General features: G+C 71.6%; 22 protein-coding genes. 11 read left to right on the forward strand and 11 right to left on the reverse strand.

Annotation, left to right across the window (positions count from 1 at the left end):
• Positions 1–95: 95 nt before the first annotated feature.
• Together IE317_RS26265 and sigJ are read left to right on the forward strand one after the other, a co-directional pair.
• Positions 96–1145, forward strand: a complete 1050-nt coding sequence (locus IE317_RS26265; RefSeq protein ID WP_191314010.1) for an amidohydrolase family protein — start codon at positions 96–98, stop codon at positions 1143–1145.
• An 85-nt stretch (positions 1146–1230) separates the two neighbouring features.
• Positions 1231–2094: an RNA polymerase sigma factor SigJ gene (sigJ, locus tag IE317_RS26270; protein ID WP_268246908.1), complete on the forward strand. Its 864-nt coding sequence runs from the start codon at positions 1231–1233 to the stop codon at positions 2092–2094.
• A gap of 199 nt (positions 2095–2293) precedes the next feature.
• Here the strand turns inward: sigJ and IE317_RS45170 are convergent, their stop codons facing one another.
• Complete coding sequence (locus IE317_RS45170) at positions 2294–3241, reverse strand: cold-shock protein (protein WP_191314011.1); 948 nt, start codon at positions 3239–3241, stop codon at positions 2294–2296.
• A 148-nt stretch (positions 3242–3389) separates the two neighbouring features.
• Positions 3390–3566, reverse strand: coding sequence for a hypothetical protein (locus IE317_RS26280; RefSeq protein WP_191314012.1), 177 nt, complete (start codon positions 3564–3566; stop codon positions 3390–3392).
• A gap of 122 nt (positions 3567–3688) precedes the next feature.
• On the opposite strand from IE317_RS26280, the gene IE317_RS26285 reads away from it, so the two are divergent.
• The 3 genes from IE317_RS26285 to shbA all read left to right on the forward strand — a co-directional run bounded on the left by IE317_RS26285 (position 3689) and on the right by shbA (position 5653).
• Positions 3689–3901: a hypothetical protein gene (locus IE317_RS26285; RefSeq protein ID WP_191314013.1), complete on the forward strand. Its 213-nt coding sequence runs from the start codon at positions 3689–3691 to the stop codon at positions 3899–3901.
• A gap of 166 nt (positions 3902–4067) precedes the next feature.
• Positions 4068–4868 carry a hypothetical protein gene (locus tag IE317_RS26290; protein WP_191314014.1) on the forward strand — a complete coding sequence of 267 codons (801 nt, stop codon included), beginning with the start codon at positions 4068–4070 and terminating at the stop codon, positions 4866–4868.
• Between the two features lie 155 nt (positions 4869–5023).
• A complete protein-coding gene (shbA, locus tag IE317_RS26295; RefSeq protein WP_191314058.1) occupies positions 5024–5653 on the forward strand; it encodes an RNA polymerase sigma factor ShbA in 630 nt (209 codons plus the stop codon).
• Between the two features lie 4 nt (positions 5654–5657).
• Here the strand turns inward: shbA and IE317_RS26300 are convergent, their stop codons facing one another.
• The 3 genes from IE317_RS26300 to IE317_RS26310 all read right to left on the reverse strand — a co-directional run bounded on the left by IE317_RS26300 (position 5658) and on the right by IE317_RS26310 (position 6953).
• On the reverse strand, positions 5658–5960 hold the full coding sequence (locus IE317_RS26300; protein WP_086852478.1) for a cupin domain-containing protein: 303 nt from the start codon (positions 5958–5960) through the stop codon (positions 5658–5660).
• Positions 5957–6457 (reverse strand): sigma-70 family RNA polymerase sigma factor, encoded by a 501-nt coding sequence (locus IE317_RS26305; protein ID WP_191314015.1) that lies wholly within the window; start codon positions 6455–6457, stop codon positions 5957–5959. The genes IE317_RS26300 and IE317_RS26305 overlap by 4 nt, the downstream gene beginning before the upstream one ends.
• Positions 6458–6584: 127 nt before the next feature.
• Positions 6585–6953, reverse strand: a complete 369-nt coding sequence (locus IE317_RS26310; protein WP_229902923.1) for an RNA-binding S4 domain-containing protein — start codon at positions 6951–6953, stop codon at positions 6585–6587.
• Between the two features lie 208 nt (positions 6954–7161).
• On the opposite strand from IE317_RS26310, the gene IE317_RS26315 reads away from it, so the two are divergent.
• A complete protein-coding gene (locus IE317_RS26315) occupies positions 7162–8715 on the forward strand; it encodes a GMC oxidoreductase (RefSeq protein WP_229902927.1) in 1554 nt (517 codons plus the stop codon).
• A 34-nt stretch (positions 8716–8749) separates the two neighbouring features.
• On the opposite strand, the gene IE317_RS26320 is transcribed toward IE317_RS26315, so the two are convergent.
• On the reverse strand, positions 8750–9235 hold the full coding sequence (locus IE317_RS26320) for a carboxymuconolactone decarboxylase family protein (protein WP_191314017.1): 486 nt from the start codon (positions 9233–9235) through the stop codon (positions 8750–8752).
• Positions 9232–10308, reverse strand: coding sequence for an NAD(P)H-dependent amine dehydrogenase family protein (locus IE317_RS26325; RefSeq protein WP_191314018.1), 1077 nt, complete (start codon positions 10306–10308; stop codon positions 9232–9234). Before IE317_RS26325 ends, IE317_RS26320 begins: the two co-directional genes overlap by 4 nt.
• A 113-nt stretch (positions 10309–10421) precedes the next feature.
• Between IE317_RS26325 and ilvD the strand changes: the two genes are divergently transcribed.
• Entirely contained in the window at positions 10422–12113 is a 1692-nt protein-coding gene (ilvD, locus tag IE317_RS26330; protein WP_191314019.1) for a dihydroxy-acid dehydratase, read from the forward strand.
• On the opposite strand, the gene IE317_RS26335 is transcribed toward ilvD, so the two are convergent.
• Positions 12092–13450: a class I adenylate-forming enzyme family protein gene (locus tag IE317_RS26335; protein ID WP_191314020.1), complete on the reverse strand. Its 1359-nt coding sequence runs from the start codon at positions 13448–13450 to the stop codon at positions 12092–12094. The genes ilvD and IE317_RS26335 overlap by 22 nt on opposite strands.
• A 13-nt stretch (positions 13451–13463) precedes the next feature.
• A complete protein-coding gene (locus IE317_RS26340; protein ID WP_191314021.1) occupies positions 13464–13877 on the reverse strand; it encodes an SsgA family sporulation/cell division regulator in 414 nt (137 codons plus the stop codon).
• A 318-nt stretch (positions 13878–14195) separates the two neighbouring features.
• Between IE317_RS26340 and sigK the strand changes: the two genes are divergently transcribed.
• From sigK to IE317_RS26360, 4 genes are all read left to right on the forward strand, one after another.
• Positions 14196–14792: an ECF RNA polymerase sigma factor SigK gene (sigK, locus tag IE317_RS26345; RefSeq protein ID WP_191314022.1), complete on the forward strand. Its 597-nt coding sequence runs from the start codon at positions 14196–14198 to the stop codon at positions 14790–14792.
• Complete coding sequence (locus tag IE317_RS26350) at positions 14789–15469, forward strand: anti-sigma factor (protein WP_191314023.1); 681 nt, start codon at positions 14789–14791, stop codon at positions 15467–15469. The genes sigK and IE317_RS26350 overlap by 4 nt, the downstream gene beginning before the upstream one ends.
• The gene (locus IE317_RS26355) at positions 15462–16961 is read left to right on the forward strand and encodes a molybdopterin-dependent oxidoreductase (protein WP_191314024.1); all 1500 of its coding nucleotides are present in this window, start codon (positions 15462–15464) and stop codon (positions 16959–16961) included. Before IE317_RS26350 ends, IE317_RS26355 begins: the two co-directional genes overlap by 8 nt.
• Before the next feature lie 93 nt (positions 16962–17054).
• Positions 17055–17726, forward strand: coding sequence for a fasciclin domain-containing protein (locus tag IE317_RS26360; RefSeq protein ID WP_191314025.1), 672 nt, complete (start codon positions 17055–17057; stop codon positions 17724–17726).
• 1 nt (position 17727) lies between these two features.
• On the opposite strand, the gene IE317_RS26365 is transcribed toward IE317_RS26360, so the two are convergent.
• Together IE317_RS26365 and IE317_RS26370 are read right to left on the reverse strand one after the other, a co-directional pair.
• Complete coding sequence (locus IE317_RS26365) at positions 17728–18720, reverse strand: LLM class flavin-dependent oxidoreductase (protein WP_191314026.1); 993 nt, start codon at positions 18718–18720, stop codon at positions 17728–17730.
• A 45-nt stretch (positions 18721–18765) separates the two neighbouring features.
• Positions 18766–19425 carry a TetR/AcrR family transcriptional regulator C-terminal domain-containing protein gene (locus IE317_RS26370; RefSeq protein WP_191314027.1) on the reverse strand — a complete coding sequence of 220 codons (660 nt, stop codon included), beginning with the start codon at positions 19423–19425 and terminating at the stop codon, positions 18766–18768.
• Positions 19426–19438 lie beyond the last annotated feature (13 nt).

Consider the following 19438-nt stretch of genomic DNA (forward strand, 5'->3'; position numbering starts at 1 on the left):
TCTCCCATGGTCGGGATCGGGGCGCTCGCGGGCGTCCGCCGCCGGACGGCACTTGCGCCTACGCCGGGCTGCGTACGCGGGGTACGGTCGGCGTGGTGATCACGCGCATCCGGGGGTACGCGCTGCCGGGCGGCGAGTACGCCGACCTCTACGCCGACGGCGACCGCTGGACGACCGACCCGGTACCCGGCGCGACCCTGGTCGGCGAAGGCTGGCTGGTGCCCGGCCTGGTCGACGCGCACACCCACCCCGGCGCCGCGGCCCCCGGGCAGCCGATGGACGCGGAGCTGCTGCGGGAGCAGCTGCACCAGCACGTCGACGCCGGAGTCACGCTGATCCGGTCCCCGGGGCTGCCGGGCGAGCCGCCGCCGTGGTTCGGCGAGGACCCCGACGTCCCCCGGGCCCGGCACGCGGGACCGTGGCTGGCCCAGCACGGCCAGTTCTTCGACGGCTGGGGCCGCCGCGCCGCGCATGACGAGCTGCCCGCCTTGGCGGCGGCGCAGGCCGCCCGGACGGGGTGGGCGAAGATCATCGCGGACTGGCGCGTCGGCGACTCCGCGGTGCCGGTGGACGTGCTGCGGGCGGTGGTGCGCGAGGTCCACGCGGCCGGTGGGCGGGTCGCGGTGCACAGCCAGCACCCCGAGGGCGGCGCGGCCGCGGTGGCGGCGGGCGTCGACTCCCTCGAACACGGCATGTGCCTGGACAGTGACCTGCTGGCGCGGATGGCCGCCCAGGGCACGGCGTTGACGCCCACGTTGTCGACGATCACGGCGAGTCTCGGCCGCCGGGAGAAGGAACCGGACAGCCCGGCCCGCACGTGGTACCTGAGCGGCGCCCGGGTCCACGGCGCACTGACGGCGGCTGCGGCCGAAGCCGGGGTGCGCGTGCTGGCGGGCACGGATTCCCTGCCGCACGGCGGAATCGTCGCGGAGATCCGGGCGCTGCTGGCGGCGGGGGTGCAGCCGCACGACGCGCTGGCGGCGGCGTCCTGGAGCGCGCGGGCATACCTGGGGCTGGGTGGCCTGGAGCCGGGTGCCCCGGCGGACGCGGTCGTCTACGACCGGGACCCGCGCGCGGAACCGGACCAGCTGGCCGACCCGGCGGCGGTGGTGCTGCGCGGCCGGTGCGTGCGGCGCCGCGGGTAAGCGCGGCGCCGCGCCGGCCTTGCGGAGCAGCCCGGCCGGGTGTGAGGTGACGTCACAGATCGGCGCCCCGATTCGTCGGAGGGGTGTGACCGATCCTGTGCACGAGCGGCGGCAGCTGACCGGCCTCGCCTACCGGCTCCTGGGCTCGATGAGCGATGCCGAAGACGTCGTCCAGGAGGCGTACGGCCGGTGGTACGCCCTGTCCGAGCCGCAGCGGGACGCGATCGCGTCGCCGGGTGCGTGGCTGACGACGGTCGCCGGCCGCATCTGCCTCGACCAGCTCGGCTCGGCGCGGGTGCGGCGGGAGCGGTACGTCGGTGCGTGGCTGCCCGAGCCGCTGCCCGGGGAGGCTGCTGCCCTCGCCGACCCGGCCGACCGCGTCACGCTGGACGAGTCGATCACCATGGCGTTCCTCGTGGTCCTGGAGTCGATGACGCCGGCCGAGCGGGTGGCCTTCGTCCTGCACGACGTCTTCGGCTACCCCTTCGCGGAGGTGGCCTCGGTCCTCGGCCGCTCACCGGCGGCGTCGCGCCAGCTGGCTTCCTCCGCGCGGCGCCGGGTCCGCGCCGCCCGCGCCCCGGAGCCGGCCGAGGGGAGCGCCGCGGTGGTCCGCGCCTTCAAGCTGGCCTGGGAGGCGGGGGACATCGAGCGGCTGGTCGGCATCCTCGACCCGGAGGCCACGGTCGTCGCCGACGGCGGGGGTCTGGTCAGCGCGGTGCGCCGCCCGATCGAGGGCGGCGAGCGGGTGGCGCAGTACGCCGTGGACCTCGCGGGCCGGATCCCGGCGCTGACGCTCGAGGAGACCACGGTCAACGGGCAGCCGGGCCTGGTCGCGCTGCGGGACGGCGGCGTCGTGGCCGTCATGGCGTTCGAGGTGGCGGGCGAATCGGTCCGGCGGATCTGGGCGGTGCGGAACCCCGAGAAACTCCGCCGGTGGCAGGCGGCGTAGGGGCTCTGTGTCGTTGGGTGGGGGTGACTGGTGAGCTTCTGAGCGCGGAGCAGGTCCTCGGGTCGGCACGGGGCCCCGTCACCACGAGGGAGATCGATCTCCTGGAGGAGGCTGCAGCCGCGTTGCTGACGGCACCATCGACGCCGGATGAACGAGCACTCTCGTCGGGAAGTGATCAGCCCTCGGTGAGGCCGCCTCTTCAGAGGCGTTCGATGCGGTCGGCCTGCGGGCCCCGGTCGCTCTGACGCACCGCGTACCGGACCCGGTCACCCTTCTGCAGCGGCTCCGACCCCATGATCACGGACGCGTGGGCGAAGAGATCGTCGCCGCCTGCGTCCGGGGTGATGAAGCCGAAGCCGCGGTCGGCGTCGTAGCGCGCGACGACGCCCTCGCCGCCTCGTACGGGCACGTTCCGCGCCGCCGGCCCTGCGGCCGCGGCAGGTGCCGACCGCTGCGGCGCCGTCTGGGGCTCGGCGCCCCGGACCAGGTGCACGTCGCGGGCCTGCGGGCCCTTGTCTCCACTGGCCACCTCGTAGGCGACGCGGTCGCCCTCCGCGAGCCACGTCAGCCCCTCGGCCAGGGCCCGGGCGTGAACGAAGACGTCCCCGGCGCCGGAGTCGGGGTTGATGAAGCCGAAGCCCTTGTCCTCGTCGTACCAGGCCACCGTGCCGTCGGCACCGTCCGCGACACCGGCCGCAGCGGGTGAGCCGGCCTCTGCTCCCAGCGGGATCACGTGCCCGGCCTGCGGGCCGCGCTCGCCTTCGACGATCAGGAAGGCCACCCGCTGCCCCTCGGTGACCACGCCGCCGGTCACGATGGCGGAGCTGTGCACGAAGATGTCGGCGCCGCCGCCGTCCGGCGACGCGAAGCCGTACCCCTTGGCCGGCTCGTACCAGTTGATGGTGCCGAGCAGGCCCACGGCGCTGCCGGTGGCCGCATCGGCGGTGACGCGAACGCGCAGCGCCTGGGGCCCGCGGTCGTTCTCGCCGACCTCGAACACGACGGCCTGACCCTCGCGGAGCACTTTCGCGCCGCCGTCCCCGACGATCTCGGAGGCGTGCACGAACACGTCCGGCGAGCCGTCCTCGGGCGCGAGGAAGCCGAAACCCCGTTCGGCGTCGAACCAACGGACGGTCCCTTGCGGCATCAAAGACTCCAGGTCGAGAGGGCGGGCACTGGCCCCCAGTCTCCCTGACAGGCCTCCGGTCCGTCGGGCCGGGCCCACAGGCGGGCGGTGCGGAGCCACGGGCGGGCCGTTGGTTCACCTGGCGACACGCCGAGTTTTGAGACCAGGTCTAACCGCCCGGGCCGACGCGTTCGTCGTGCCGCCCGCGCGGGGCGGGCACGACGAACGCGATCACCGCCGCCGCCAGTCCGGCGAGCACGGACAGGTGCGCCGCGGCCGGCACCGTGCTGATCAGGAACAGCCGCAGCGACCCCGAAATCAGCAGGCGCCACATCCTCGGGCTCATGATCAACAAGTACCCGCGGCGGGTGGCGGTCAACCGGCGCCGCGGCAACGGCCCGGTCACGTTCACCCGCGGGAGTGGTGCGCCGCCCGGGTGAACGTGCTCCGGCCGGAAAGCGTGGACAGGTGGCGAACGGCGTCGGTCATTCGACACCTTCGACAGCGGCAGTGGCGTGGCTTTCCGCCGGGAAATCGTTGTGGCGCAATGCGGCTCTTGTTAACGGAACGCCAATGAGTTTCGGCCTTTCCGGCGGCGACCGGAAAGGAAACCGCGGGATAACGATCCGTTTGCCGCGCCGTGATCGACTGGACATCGGTGGTGGTGCTGACGAACATTGACCCCCGTGCGTGGAAGGGGAGGGGAACGGTGAGCCTCAGTGCGGCGGACGTGGTCGGCGAACTCAAGGCCCTGCGCAAAGGGAGGGCAATTTTCACGACACCGCTCGCGGACCGGGTCGGCCCCGCATTGCGCTCCACTTGCGGCATTCTCGAAGATGACGGAACGGTGGAGATACGGCGTAAGCTGTCGGATCGATTGCGGCCGCTGGTCGAGTCGTTGCCGGACGATCTGAAGATCGCCCTGCTCGCCGCATTCGCCCTCGACGAGCGGGCCCGGAAACCGTTCTACCAGGAACGGGTGCACTGGGCGGCGATCACGCTCGACCGCGACGACCGGACCGTCCGGCGGCGGATCGACGAGGGAATCGAGCAGGTCGCCGCGCTGGCCGTCGCGGCGCCCCGGCACTATCCGGGACGCGGCTGGCACACCGAAGAACTGCGCGTCACGCTGGCTCTGGACCAACCGGTGCCGGAGGCGTTCGAATTCCGGCGGGTGATCGCCGACGCCGACGAAATCGCCGTGCTCGACCTCGCGCCGACCTTGCCGGTCGCCGCCGAATCCGGCGATTCGCCGCACGAGTCCGATCGCGGTGTCGACGTGTTCCACGGCGGGTTGCTGATCCGCCGGGTGCCGGAATCGAGTGATCGGACCGGGCTGGTGTTGCGGCTGCCGGAGCCGTTGCGCCGCGGCACGCGGCACGAGGTCGGGCTGCGATTGCGGGCGAACCTGCGAGAACCGCGTTACCTCTGCGTGCCGCGGCACCCGTGCGATCTTTTCGATCTGCACGTCCGGTTCGGTGAACGCGTGCCGAAGCGGATCGTGCGCCAGGAAAAGGTTTCCCCCGCGGCGGCCGACGACCGGTCGCGAACCGGTTCCGCACTGGCGGCCGACCGGGCAGGCGAGGTGCACGTCCGGTTCCGGAACCTCGCCCCGGGCTTCGCGTACGGAATCCGCTGGGCCAGTTAACGGACAATAGCTGGACAACCCCTACGACACTGCAACGTTGCTGGTCAGCGGCTCGATTACGCCATATGTCGGACCGGAACCGTCGAGGCGGCGAACTGTTTGCTGTGGACGGTTCCGGGTCCCGGTGGCGGACACGAGGAGGGCCCGTGGAGACCATGATCGCGGAGGCGGACACAGCCGTCGACGGCTACACCGTGCTGGAGGACTCGCCGAGGCCGGAGGGCGTCCTGGCGAAGGAGCGGCTCGACCCGGTGGTGGCGGCGGCGCGCGACGGCGACCCGGAGGCGGTCCAGGCACTGCTGCGGCTGATCAAGCCGACGGTCGTGCGCTACTGCCGGGCGCGCATCGGCGGCCGGGACCTGTCCTACCTTTCGGCCGACGACGTCGCCCAGGAGGTGTGCCTGGCGGTGCTGAAGGTGCTGCCGAGCTACCAGGACCGCGGGGGATCGTTCCTCTACCTGGTGCGCGCGATCGCGGCGAACAAGGTCGCCGACGCGTTCCGCTCGGTGGCCAGGGACCGCTCGAAGCCGGTGCCGGAGCTGCCGGACCGGCCACTGGGTGGCAACGAGCCGGAGAACCACGTCCTCGAGCTGGACCTGGGTGCCCGGCTGGCCCGGCTGCTGGCGTTGCTGCCGCCGTTGCACCAGGACATCCTGTCGCTGCGGATCATCGTCGGCCTGTCGGCGAACGAGACGGCGGAGGCGCTGGGCATCTCCGCCGGCAACGTCCGCATCACCCAGTTCCGCGCGCTGACGAAGCTGCGCGGCATGATCGGCGAGTTCTGAGGCGTCACTCGAGCCATTCGGTGATGAAGTGGTCGCTTTCGTGGATGTGCACGGCCTCGTAGACGCCGGGGCCGAGCACGGCGAACTTGTGCGGCGTGCCGGCCGGGACGACGAGCACGTCCCCCGGGCCGCCGTCGCGCTGCTCGTCGCCGACGGTGAACCGCGCGCGCCCGCGGATGATCACGAACGTCTCGGTGTAGGGGTGCCGGTGCAGCCGGGGGCCGGAGCCGACGACGTCCGTGCTTTCGCGGATGACCGAGACTCCGGACCCGACGTCGCGTCCTTCGAAATTCTCGCTGTCGCTCACCAGGCCAGGGTAGCCGCCGTGACGACCTGGCGGAGCCGGCCGAGCGCCCGGTGCTGGGCCACCCGCACCGCGCCCGGTGTCGAACCGACCGCGGCCGCGGTTTCCTCCGCCGTCAGGCCGACCACCACGCGCAGCACGACGATTTCCCGTTGCCTGCGCGGCAGCACCCCCAGCACCTTCGCCATCCGCTCGCGCAGCTCCCGCCGCAACGCGTGGTGCTCCGGCCCCAGCGACGCGTCCGGCTCGTCCGGCAGTTCGGCGACCGGTTCGTCCTGCCGCGCCGCCGCCTTCCGCGCGGCCGCGACCTTCGACCGGGCTATCCCGCACACGAAGTCCGGGAACGGCCGCTCCGGTGGCCGCCGGGGCAGGGCCTTGAGCAGGGCCACGCAGACGTCCTGGGCGACGTCGTCGGCCGAGTCGGGGTCCAGTCTGGCTCGGCAGTAACGCACCACCAGTGGCCTGGCCGCGGCCAGCAGGTGGTCCGGGTCGGTGTTCATGGGCGTCCCTCCGTGCGGAGGAACTACCCCCATTCGGCGCGGACCGATCCGGCAGGCGAGGATTCCCGGCTATTTCCGGGATGACCGCGAAAGCAGCGGCGATCCGTCGATCCACAGGGGAGATGACCTACGGCTCCCGCTGCGACCGGAACGCGTCCAGCACGCGACGCTCCCGTTTGGTCGGCCGCCCGGCACCGCGGTCACGGCGGGCGACCGGGACCACCGTCTCCGGCGGCGGTTTCGGGGTCCGGTCCACGTAGCACGTCGCCGCGTCCGGGGCGCCCACCCGCTTCTGGATCACGCGGACGACGTCGAGGACCTTCGTCGTCCCGCCGACGCGCAGGCGGACTTCGTCGCCCGGGACGACCGTGGTCGCCGGTTTGGCCGGTTTGTCGTTGACGCGCACGTGGCCGCCGCGGCAGGCCGCCGCCGCGTCCGGGCGCGTCTTCGTCAGCCGGACCGCCCAGAGCCAGCGGTCCACTCGGGTGGACTCCACAGTCGTCCATCATGGCCCATTCAGCGGCACCGCCCCGCAACCCCGCCAGGTTACTCGTGGGTACATGTCGACTTGTCTGCACCACGCCGCTATAACTTGTTCTAAATACCTCAACGGTGAGGAACAACACATGAGTGGCGAACCCGTGTGGAGAACAACTTCTGGCTCCGTTTCCCGGCGTCTCTTCATTGCTGGAACTGGTTCTATGTTGGCGAGTGCCGCGCTGGCCGGTCGAGCGTCGGCGCAGCCCGCCGCGGCGGCCGCGATCAACGACGGCGCCCGCGTGTCCGCGCTGGTGATCGGGTCGGGCTACGGCGGCTCGGTGGCCGCGCTCCGGCTCGCCCAGGCCGGTGTCGACGTGCAGCTGGTCGAAATGGGCATGGCCTGGGACACCCCGGGCGCCGACGGCAAGATCTTCTGCGCCACGCCCAACCCGGACCAGCGGTCGTTCTGGTTGCGCACCAGGACGAAACAGCCGTTCTCCAACTTCCTCGGGTTCCCGATCGACAAGGACATCCCGCGCTACACGGGCATCCTCGACGCCGAGGAGTTCAGCGGGATCACCGTGTACCAGGGCCGCGGCGTCGGCGGCGGCTCGCTCGTCAACGGCGGCATGGCCGTGACGCCGAAGCGGGAGAACTTCGGCGCCATCCTGCCCACGGTCGACGCCAACGAGATGTACGACGTCTACTACCCCCGCGCCAACGCCGGCCTCGGGGTCGCCAGCATCCGCCCGGCCTGGTTCGACAGCACCGACTGGTACCAGTTCGCGCGCGTCGGGCGGAAACAGGCCCAGCGGTCCGGATTCCCGTTCGTGTTCGTGCCGGACGTGTACGACTGGGACTACATGGAGCAGGAGGCCGCGGGCACCGTCACGAAGTCCGCGCTGGCCGGGGAAATCCTGTTCGGCAACAACTACGGCAAGAAGTCCCTGCAGAAGACCTACCACCCGAAGATCACCGCGACCGGCCGGGTCACCATCTCGCCGCTGCACCGCGTGACGCAGGTGGTGCCGGCCGCCGGCGGTGGCTACACGGTGACGATCGAGCAGCTCACCACCACCGGCGCGGTGTCCACGATCAAGACCGTCACCGCGGACACGGTGTTCTTCGCCGCGGGCAGCGTCGGCACGAGCAAGCTGCTGGTCAAGCTGAAGGCGACCGGCGCGCTGCCGAACCTGAACGGCGAGATCGGCAAGGGCTGGGGTGACAACGGGAACGTGATGGTCGGGCGGGCCAACCACATCTGGGACCCGACCGGGGCCTCCCAGTCGACCATCCCGTGCGGCGGCATCGACAACTGGAACGCGGGCGGGGCCTTCGCGGAGGTCGCGCCGCTGCCGACCGGGATCGAGACGTGGGCGTCGTTCTACCTGTCGATCACGAAGAACCCGAACCGGGCGCAGTTCACCTGGAACCCGGCCACCCGCGCGGTGGAGCTGAACTGGCAGACGGCGTGGAAGCAGCCGTCGATCGACATGGCGAAGACCATCTTCGACAAGATCAACGCGACCGAGGGGACGATCTACCGGACCGACCTCTTCGGCACGTACAAGACGTGGGGTGACCATCTCACCTACCACCCGCTCGGCGGCGCGGTGCTCGGCAAGGCGACCGACAACTACGGCAGGCTCGCCGGGTACCAAGGCCTGTACGCGATCGACGGCTCGCTGATCCCGGGCAACACCAGCGTCAACCCGTTCGTCACCATCACCGCACTGGCGGAACGCAACATCGAGAAGATCATCGCGCAGGACTTCTAGCCCGCTGTCTCGTGAGGGGCGCCGCCCCCGCCCCTCACGACCGGTGGGACGGGAGGACGCAGACCGTGTCGAGGCCGAGGACGTGGTTGAGCCGTCCGAAAGCCAGCCAGGCGCCGAGGCTCATGGACAGCTCGACGATCTCCTGCTGGCTGTAGGACGCCGACATCCGCTTCCAGAACTCGTCGTCCAGGTTGTGGTGGTCGGTCGCGTAGCGCTCGGCGTACTCCGCGGCCAGCCGCGTGCGGTCGTCGAAGCGGTCGGTCGTGCGCCACTCCGACACCGCGTCCGCGAACTCCGGCTCGACCTTGACGCCGTCGCGCTCGGTGCGCCAGTCGAGGCAGAACACGCAGCCGTTGATCTGCGCGATCCGCAGCCGCGCGGCCTCGAACTCGCGCAGGCCCAGCGTCGTGTGCTCGTACACCGCCAGCGAGAACTTCGAAGCGGCGATCCCGATGCCGGGCACCATCTCGCCCCAGACGTACCCGATCGGGTCCTTGCCCGCCGGGATGTCGATGTTCACGAGCGGCTCCTTCCGAGCTTGCCTGCTGCCGGGCGCAGCGGGACGTCGAGTGCGTCGTAGAGGCCGGGTTCGGCCGCGGCCAGCCAGTCGATCGCGCCGACCAGGCGGCCGACGGCGGTGGCGTTGCCGCCCGCCGACCGGTTCTCGCCCTCGTCGGTCGCTTCGACGGTGACCTCGATGCGCGGCCGGCCTTCGATGATCACGCGGTGCGCGCCGTCGCCGCTGGGCGGCGTGGGCCAGTCCGGCGCGCACGACGGGTGGATGCGGGTGACGTGCTCGATGACGATCCGCGGTTCGCCGTCGACGATGCCCTGCACCTCGAACCGGACCGCGCCCTGGGTGCCCTTCTCGAACTCGCCCATGGTCCGCGTGGTCACGGTCTCGTCCAGCGGACGCCGGTCCAGCGTCTCGCGCAACTCGGCGACCTCGACGCCGAGGCCGCGCGCGATCAGCCGCACCTGCCCGCCCCAGACCATCGACGGCACGCCGGTCATCAGCATCGGCGGGTCGTACTCCATCGGCTGGCCCATTCCGACCAGGTACCGGACGGAGTCGGGCTGCTCGTACGTCGAGTAGTCGAAGATCTCCTGGCAGCGGACGACGTCGACGTCGGTGCCGAGCCCGCTGATCAGCAGCGGCAGCACGTCGTTGCCCCAGCCCGGGTCGACGCCGGAGACGAACAGCGAGCCGCCGCCGTCCTTGATCGCCGCGAGCACCGGGTTCCGCAGCTCTTCCGGTGCGTTCCGCTGGTCGTAGAGCGGGTACAGGGCCGGGGTCACGACGACCGCGCCCGCCCGGACCGCCCGCACGATGTCGGCGAGCGCGTCGTCGAACCGGACGTCCCCCGAAGCCGCGTACACGACCGCCCGCGGGCTCGCCGCCAGGACGGCCTCGATGTCGTCCGTCGCGGCCACCCCCAGTGAGTCGACTCCGGCCAGCTCACCGGCGTCCTTGCCGACCTTCGCGGGGTCGTGGACCAGTACCGAGGTGAGCTTCAGCGCCGGATGGGCGTCGACCGCCCGGATTGCCGCACGGCCGACGTTGCCCGTGCCCCACACCACCGTGGAGATCATGGGCCGAGTTTTCGCCGGTGCGCACGCGCGAGGGTAGGAAATCGTTCCGGCCAGCGGACCGCCCGTCCGTTGGTAACATGACCAGCGCCCGAACGTCGTATCGGAGGCCCGCGATGACGATCGACCCGAAGCCCCGCAGCCGCACGGTGACCGACGGAATCGAGGCCGCGCCCGCGCGCGGCATGCTCCGCGCGGTCGGGATGGGCGACGGCGACTGGCAGAAACCGATCATCGGCGTCGCCAGTTCGTGGAACGAGATCACGCCGTGCAACCTGTCCCTGGACCGGCTGGCGCAGGCGTCGAAGGAAGGCGTGCACGCGGCCGGCGGCTACCCGCTGCAGTTCGGCACCATCTCGGTGTCCGACGGAATCTCCATGGGCCACGACGGCATGCACTTCTCGCTGGTCTCCCGCGAGGTCATCGCCGACTCGGTCGAGACGGTGATGCAGGCCGAGCGGCTCGACGGCTCGATCCTGCTGGCCGGCTGCGACAAGTCGCTGCCGGGCATGCTGATGGCCGCCGCGCGCCTCGACCTGGCCTCGGTGTTCCTCTACGCGGGCACGATCGCCCCCGGCTGGGTGAAGCTCACTGACGGCACCGAGAAGGACGTCACCCTCATCGACGCCTTCGAGGCGGTCGGTGCCTGCCGGGCCGGACGCATGAAGAACGCCGACCTCGACCGCATCGAGCGGGCCATCTGCCCCGGTGAGGGCGCCTGCGGCGGCATGTACACCGCGAACACGATGGCGTCGGCCGCCGAGGCCATGGGGATGAGCATGCCGGGCTCGGCCGCGCCGCCGTCCGCGGACCGCCGCCGCGACCACTACGCCCACCTGTCCGGGGAAGCCGTCGTCGGCCTGCTCGAAAAGGGCATCACCGCCCGCGACATCCTCACGCGGGAGGCGTTCGAGAACGCCATCACCGTGGTCATGGCCCTCGGTGGTTCGACCAATGCCGTGCTGCACCTGCTGGCCATCGCGCACGAGGCCAAGGTCGAGCTGACCCTGGACGACTTCAACCGCGTCGGCGACCGGGTCCCGCACCTGGGCGACCTGAAGCCGTTCGGCAAGTACGTCATGAACGACATCGACCGCCACGGCGGCATCCCGGTGCTGATGAAGGCCCTGCTGGACGAGGGCCTGATCCACGGCGACGCGCTCACCGTCACCGGCCGCACGGTGGCCGAGAACCTCGCCGAGCTCGACCCCGACCCGATCGACGGCGAGGTCCTGCGCGGCCTGGACAACCCGCTGCACCCGACCGGCGGCATCACCATCCTGCGCGGCTCGCTCGCGCCGGAGGGCGCGGTCGTGAAGTCCGCGGGCTTCGACACGGCCAACTTCGAGGGCCCGGCGCGCGTGTTCGAGCGCGAGCAGGAGGCCATGGCGGCGCTGAACGAGGGGCGGATCGAAGCCGGCGACGTCGTCGTCATCCGCTACGAAGGCCCCAAGGGCGGTCCGGGGATGCGGGAGATGCTGGCGATCACCGCGGCGATCAAGGGCGCCGGGCTGGGCAAGGACGTCCTCCTGCTGACCGACGGCCGGTTCTCCGGCGGCACCACCGGCCTGTGCATCGGCCACGTCGCGCCCGAGGCGGTCGACGGCGGCCCGATCGCGTTCGTCCGCACCGGCGACCGGATCGCCGTCGACATCAAGGCGCGCAGCATCGACCTGCTGGTCGACGCGGCCGAGCTGGCCCGGCGCCGCGAAGGCTGGGAGCCGCTGCCGAACAAGTTCCCGGAAGGTGTGCTCGGCAAGTACGTCAAGCTGGTGCGGTCGTCGTCCTACGGGGCCGTCACGAGCTGAGCGAGGGCGCGCTTGTCGACCTTGCCCACGTCGGTGAGCGGCAGCGCGTCGGCGAAGTCCACTCGCGCCGGGACGTAGTGCTCTTGGCCGAAGGTCTTCCGGGCGTGCGCCTTCAGGTCGGCCGCCGTGACTTCGCTCGTCGCGACGACGACGGCGTGCAGCCGATCGCCGTGGCCGAAGACGGCCGCGCTCCGCACCGCCGGGTGCGCCTGGAGGGCGTGTTCGACGACGGTGGTGGGGACCTTCGTGCCGTGCTCGCCGACCACGACGACGTCGTCCGCGCGGCCGAGCAGGTAGAGGTAGCCCTCGTCGTCGAAGCGGCCGAGGTCACCGGTGCGCAGCCAGCCCGCGCCGATCTCCGGGCCGCCGAGATAACCGTCCATCATGGACAGTCCGCGGACTTCGACCTCGCCGTCGCCGGTGATCCGGGCCTCCATGCCGGGCACGATCCGGCCGACCGAGCCCAGCCGCTCCGGCCGGTCGGCCAGCTCGGCGGCGGAGATGCTCGCGATCATCGGCGCCTCCGTGAGGCCGTAGCCTTGGCCGACGACCGGCCCGAAGACGTCGAGCGCCTGCGCGAGCCGGTGGGGCGGCAGTGGCGCGGCGCCGAGTGAGAGCGAGCGGACGCTGGTGAGATCGGTTTCCGGGCGCTTCGGGTGGTCCAGGACGGCGGCCAGGCGCGGCGGGGTGAGCGAGAGCGTGTCGATCCGGTGCGCCTGGATCGCGTCGAGGACCGCTCCTGCGTCGAAACCGTCCTGGATGACGACGGTGTCCCGCCGCAGCAGCGCGCCGAGCACGGTGGCGTTGCCGGTCATGTGCGTCATCGGAGCGACCAGCAGCGTGCGGCCCGGGCCGTCCGGCGACGGCGTGAAGATGTGCGCCATGCCGTCGTAGATGCCGCTGTGGCGGATCAGCTTGGGGCTGCCGGTGGTGCCGCCGGTGGGGAACAGCAGGCGCGCGGCTTCCGGCGGGTTCAGCGGCTCGGGATCGCCGTCGAGGTCGTCGAGGGTGCGGACGTCACCCGCGGGCCAGGCGTGCGGGCGGTCGGTGACGACGGTGGCGCCGCTCGCCGCGGCGAGCCGGTCGGCGATCGGAGCGGAGGCGGGGACCAGGAGGACGGTCGCGCCGCGGAGGAGGCCCGCCAGCTGGACGAGGACCGTCTCGGGCCGGTTGCGCAGGTCGACGGCGAGGGTGGCTTCGGTTTCCCCGAGGCCGCCGTGGAGCCGGCGCAGGCGGGCGCGGGCCTGGTGGTAGGTGGTGACGCCGTCGTGGACGAAGAGCGGGCGATCACCGCCGTCGTCGAGGGCGGCGAGGACCTTCGTCAGGAAGAAGCTCACCTGGGGACGGTACTCAGTCCTGGTAGGAGAGCTTCGCCAGTTCCTCGTCGAAGTCGAACCAGTCGCTCTCGCTGCCGGCCGGGATGACGTCGTAGGTGCGGTCGAGGAAGGCGGCGATCTCCTTGGCGGGCGCTTCGAGCACGGCGGCGCCGTCGGGGGAGCTCAGCTCGACGACGACCAGCGCGGGGTCGCCGGCGGGCCCGATGCGCACGTCGCCGTCGCCGCAGCGGGCCAGCAGGCCGTCGGCGAGCAGGTCGCGGCCGAAGAGCCACCGGACCGCGCTCGGGCCGGCGTGCAGCACCACGGCGACCGCGTACGGGTCGCTGGTGTCGTACTCCAGCTCGGCCGGCACCGGCCGCGGCCCGGCCCCGAAGGTGCGCAGGGCGAAGTCGATGCGGGCGCTGGTGACGTTGTTGGGGTCGGTCATCGGACCTCTTTGCTACTCGTCGGTTAACTTCGTCTGGTTCCAGGGATAACCCATAGTCAGTTCAACGCCCAGCGATCCGAATAACTTTCACACGCGAGGGTGATCAAGAAGTGGCCGAGGTCACCGTCCGCGTGGCCAAACGGGCAACCACCTCACTGATCGTGACCGATGGTGACAGGAGTTCGGAGCCGCGTCGCTGCCGGATGGGTCCCGCCGCCGGATTTGGGCCGTCCGGGTGGGAAGGGTCACCAAGCCCAGTCCGGTCCGCCGTCCGGCCGCGAATCCCGGGCAAGTCAGGGGTGACGTGGAGGATCCGGCATGGGTGAGCGAGGGCGGCTGCGGCTGCCACCGGACGAGGTGCCGGCGTCCGCGCCGAGCGCCGAAGAGCTGCTCAGTCGGGTGGCGGCGGGTGACGAGACGGCGTTCGCGTCGCTCTACGACCTCGTCGCCGGCCCGGTGCTCGGCCTCGCGACGCGCGTGCTGCGCAGTCATGCGCAGGCCGAGGAAGTGGCGCAGGAGGTGCTGGTGGAGGTGTGGCGCAAGGCCACGCGGTACGAGCCGGAGCGCGGCAGCGCGCTGTCGTGGGTGCTGACCATCGCCCACCGCCGGGCCGTGGACCGCGTGCGCGCGCACCAGGCCGGCGTCGACCGCGAGGAGCGGGCCGGCCTGATGGACGTGCGGCGGCCGTTCGACGAGGTCACCGAGTCCACTTTGGCCGGTCTGGAGCAGCAGCGGGTGCGGCAGTGCCTGGCCGCGCTGACCGAGCTGCAGCGCGAGTCGATCGTGCTGGCCTACTACAACGGCTACACCTACCCCGAGGTCGCCGAGGTGCTGAAGGTGGCGCCGGGCACGGTGAAGACCCGCATCCGCGACGGCCTGATCCGGCTGCGCGACTGCCTGGGGGTGGACCGATGACCGCCGAGCTGCACACGCTGACCGGGGCCTACGCCCTGGACGCGGTGTCCGACGTGGACCGCGCGGAGTTCGAACGCCACCTCGGCGCATGCCCCGCCTGCGGCCAGGAGGTGGCCGAGCTGCGGGCGACCGGCGCGCGGCTCGCCGTGGCCACCGCGGTGGACCCGCCGCCGTTGCTGAAGGTGTCGGTGCTCGCCGAGGTGGCCCGCACTCGTCAGCTGCCGCCGCGGGTGCCGGTGGTCCGGCGGTTGAACCGGGCCAGGACGTGGCAGGTGCGCGTGTCGCTCTTCGGCGCGGCCGCCGCGGCCCTGGTGGCGGTCCTGTTCGGGGTCACCAGGACGCCCGCGCCCGTCGACTCGGTGCTGAGCGCGCCGGACGCGACCGCGATCCAGGCGGTCGGCGAAGGGCACGCCACCCTCGTCGTCTCGCGCAGCCGTCACCAGGCCGTGCTGCTCGCGTCGGACCTGCCCGCGCTCGACGCCGGGCACGTCTACCAGGTGTGGCTGATCGGCAGCGGAGGTGCGCGCTCGGCCGGGCTGATGTCGACCGAGAAGTCCCAGCGGATGCTCGTGGCCGACCTCCCGGCGGACGTCGACCGGATCGGGATCACCGTCGAGCCCGCCGGGGGTTCGGACGGCCCCACCACCCCCGCCGTCACCAGGATTTCCCTTGCGTAGCCGCGGGTGGGCCGCCTTGCTCGGCGTCCTGGCGCTCGGGGCGGCCCTGGCGGCGGGGCACCTCGTCGCCGGGTTCGTCGGCGTCAACGCCTCGCCCTACCTGGCCGTCGGCAACGGCGCCATCGATCTGACCCCGGTGTGGCTGAAGGACTTCGCCGTCCGCACCTTCGGCACCCACGACAAGCTCGTGCTGCTGTCCGGGATGGCCGTGGTCATGGTGGCCGTCGCGGCGGTGGCGGGCCTGCTGTCCCGCCGGACGCCGGTGCCGGGGCTGGTGGTGATCACCGGGTTCGGGCTCGTCGGGCTGGTCGCGGTGTACACGCGGCCCGACCTCGACGCGGTCGCGCTGCTCGCCCCGCTGGCGAGCCTGGTCGCCGGTGTCGGGACGTTCGCCTTCCTGCACCGGCTCGACGTCGCCCCGGACTCTTCGCGCCGGACGGTGCTGCTGGCCGGCGCCGGCGTCGTCGTGGGTGCGGGGGTCGCCGGTCTCGGCGGGCAGCTGCTCGCCGGCCGCCGGGACGCGGCGGCGTCGCGCGAAGCGGTCGGGCGGCTCGTCCCGGCCCGGACGGCGCCGATGATCCCGGCCGACGCCGACTTCGCGAAGTTGGGCACGCCGGCTTTCCTGACCCGCAACGACCGCTTCTACCGGGTGGACACCGCGCTGACCGTGCCGCAGGTGCGCGCCGAGGACTGGAGCCTGCGGCTGCACGGCATGGTCGACCGCGAACTCCGGTACCGCTACGGCGATATCCGGAACCGGCCGCTGGTGGAACGCACGATCACGATGACCTGCGTGTCCAACGAGGTCGGCGGTACCTACGTGTCGACCGCGAACTTCGTCGGCGTCGACCTGGCCGATCTGCTCGAAGAGGCCGGGGTGCGGCCCGGTGCCGAGCAGCTCTTTTCGTCCAGTGTGGACGGCTGGACGTCCGGCAGCCCGGTCGCCGCGGCGCTGGACCGGACGCGCGGGGCCATGCTCGCCATCGGGATGAACGGTGAGCCGCTGCCGATCGAGCACGGTTTCCCGGCCCGGCTGGTCATTCCCGGCTTGTACGGGTACGTGTCGGCCACGAAATGGGTGACCGACCTCGAAGTCACGACCTGGGACGCGCGGCAGGCTTATTGGCTGAAACGCGGCTGGGGTCGCGAAGCGCCGATCAAGACACAATCGCGCATCGATACGCCGAAGGGGTTTGAAACCGTTTCTTCCGGAAAGGTGCGGGTCGCCGGGATCGCCTGGGCGCAGCACACCGGGATCGCCAAGGTCGAGCTGCGCCTGGACGACGGGCCGTGGCGGGAAGCCGTGCTGTCCCACGAAGTCAACCTGAACACCTGGCGCATGTGGTGGCTCGAGTTCGACGTCGCACCGGGCGGGCACCAGGTCTTTTGCCGGGCGACGGACAAAACCGGGGCCACGCAGACCGAAATGCGCGCCGGGACCGTCCCCGACGGCGCCACCGGGTGGCACAGCATCGCCTTCACGGCGCGGTGACCCGGATCACCCGAACGGGGGCAAGCCGATTTACCCGCAGGTTCGAATCCACAGCAAGAAGCAGTTCTCAGCCGCTTTATGGGAGTGATTTTAGTGACCAAGCTCCGTGTCGCCGGAATCGGCGTCGCCGCCGTCGCCGCCCTTTCGCTGACCGCGTGCAGCGGTAGCGACACCGCTTCGTCGGGCAGTTCCAGCAGCGCGATGCCGTCGTCGTCGGTGCCCGCGCCGACCTCCAGCATGGCGTCCGGTTCCGGCAACGGCATGACCACCAACGCCGACGTCTTCGGCCCGGCCTGTGCGCAGCTGCCGCAGGGCTCCGCGCCCGGTTCGCTGGACTCGATGGGCCCGCAGCCGGTCGCCTCGGCCGCGTCGACCAACCCGCTGCTGACCAAACTGGTGGCGGCGGTCAAGGCCACCAACCTGGTCGACACGCTGAACAGCCAGGAGGCCATCACGGTCTTCGCCCCTGCCGACCCGGCGTTCGCAGCGCTGGGCGACGCCAAGTTCAACGAACTCGCCGGCAAGCCCGCCGAGCTGGCGCCGATCCTGCAGTACCACGTCGTCGGCAAGCGCTACGACGCCAAGGGCCTCGCCACGGCCGGTTCGGTCGACACGCTCAACACCGCCGGCGGCCCGGTGAAGATCGAGGGCTCGGGCGAGAACATGACGATCAACGGCGCGAAGATCCTGTGCGGCAACATCCCCACGAAGAACGCCACGGTCTTCGTGATCGACAAGGTGCTCACGCCGGGCACCAACCAGTGAGCTAGCGCCCCAGCAGGGGGCCGAGGCGTTCCGCGATGTCGGTGAGGATCTGCACGTAGTCTTCGTGTTCGAAGGTGAACGGCAGGGCGAAAGCCACCTCGTCGATCTCGCGGAACGCCTTGTGCTCGTGCAGCCGCCCGGCGATTTCCGCGGACGTGCCGACGAAGTCGGGGGAGAACAGCATCCGCGCGGGCCCCTGGGGTTCCACCGTGCGGGGCAGCCGTTTTTCGGCGTAGGCCGCGTACTTCGCCCGCTGTTCCGGCGTCGCGCTGTCGGTGGGGATGACGACGAGGCCCTGCGAGATGCGGCCGGCGGGGTGCTGCGCGCGGAACGTCCGGATGTGCGAGAGCTGGATTTCGGCGAAGTCGGTGCTCTCGCCGTCGGCCTTGACCACGCTGCTGGTCAGGAAGTTCATCCGGTGCTTGCCCGCCCACTCCGCCGACCGCAGGCTCGCACCGCCGTACCAGAGGCGGTCGCCGAGGCCGGGCGCCTGCGGCTGGACGCGGTCGGAGAACACCTCGAAGCCTTCGGTGCCGCTGAACCCGGTGGCCGGTTCGCCGCGGACGAAGCCGAGCAGCCGCTCCACCCGGGCGTAGGAGAAATCCTCGGCGTCGGCGGTGTCCGGGTAGAGGGCGTGCTTGACCTCGTCCCAGCGCATCGGCGGCCCGACGCTGAGACCCGGGTTGAGCCGCCCGCCGGAGAGCAGGTCGACGGTGGCGAGGTCCTCGGCCAGCCGCAGCGGGTTCTCCCAGCCGAGCGGGATCACCGCGGTGCCGAGCTCGATCCGGCTCGTCCGCTGCGACGCGGCGGCCAACACGGCGACCGGCGACGAGATGCCGTACTGCAGGTGCCGGTGGCGCACCCAAGCGCTGTCGAACCCGAGCCGTTCGCCCAGCTCGATGATCTCCAGCGTCGACTCGTGGCCCCGGCGCGGGTCGGCCGCGTCGAACAGGCCGATGGTCAGGAAGCCGAGCTTCCGCAGAGGTCGTGACACAGCTTTGATTTTGCCCCGGTGAGCGGGGGTGTCCCAGCTGGTGGACTAGCGCTGCCGCAGCCGGTCCAGGCCGTCGAGGATGACGTCGAGGCCGAATTCGAACTCGGCCTGGTCGTCGCACCAGCCCAGGGTCGAGTCCGGGTCGTCGTGGGCGATCTCGCTGAGCATCGTCGCCAGGTTCGGCAGCTGCCAGGCCAGGTCGACCGGCACGTCCGCCGACTCGCCGGCGCTCGGGTCGAACAGCTCCTGGCTGAACCCGAGCGCGCGGCTGCCGAGCGCGTGCAGCGCGTGGTGGACCAGGTCGTAGGAGAACCCGCCGTCGCGCATGAGCCCGACCAGCGCGTCGTAGTAGCGCAGGACCTCGGTGCTCGTCGACGACCGCGTCTCGAACAGCTCGGGTGCCCAGCGGTGCCGGAGGAACACCTGCCGCGCGGCCAGGATCCGCCGCCGCACCGCCGTCTTCCAGTCCGGGGCCGGTTCGACCCGGGCGACGGCCTCGTTGATCTCCCCGGCCACGACGTCGACGATGCCGTCGAGCACGTCTTCCTTCTTGGCCACGTGGTAGTAGAGCGACATCGCCTCGGCGCCGAGCTCTTCGGCGAGGCGGCGCATCGTGAGCGCCCGCAACCCGTGTTCGTCGGCGAGGCCGACCGCCGCGCGCAGGACGCGCTCGCGGCTGAGAGGCATCCGGGCGTCGGTTGTCACCCACAAGATCGTA

It is taken from the genome of Amycolatopsis bullii, from assembly GCF_014654205.1.
Taxonomy (GTDB): Bacteria; Actinomycetota; Actinomycetes; order Mycobacteriales; family Pseudonocardiaceae; genus Amycolatopsis; species Amycolatopsis plumensis.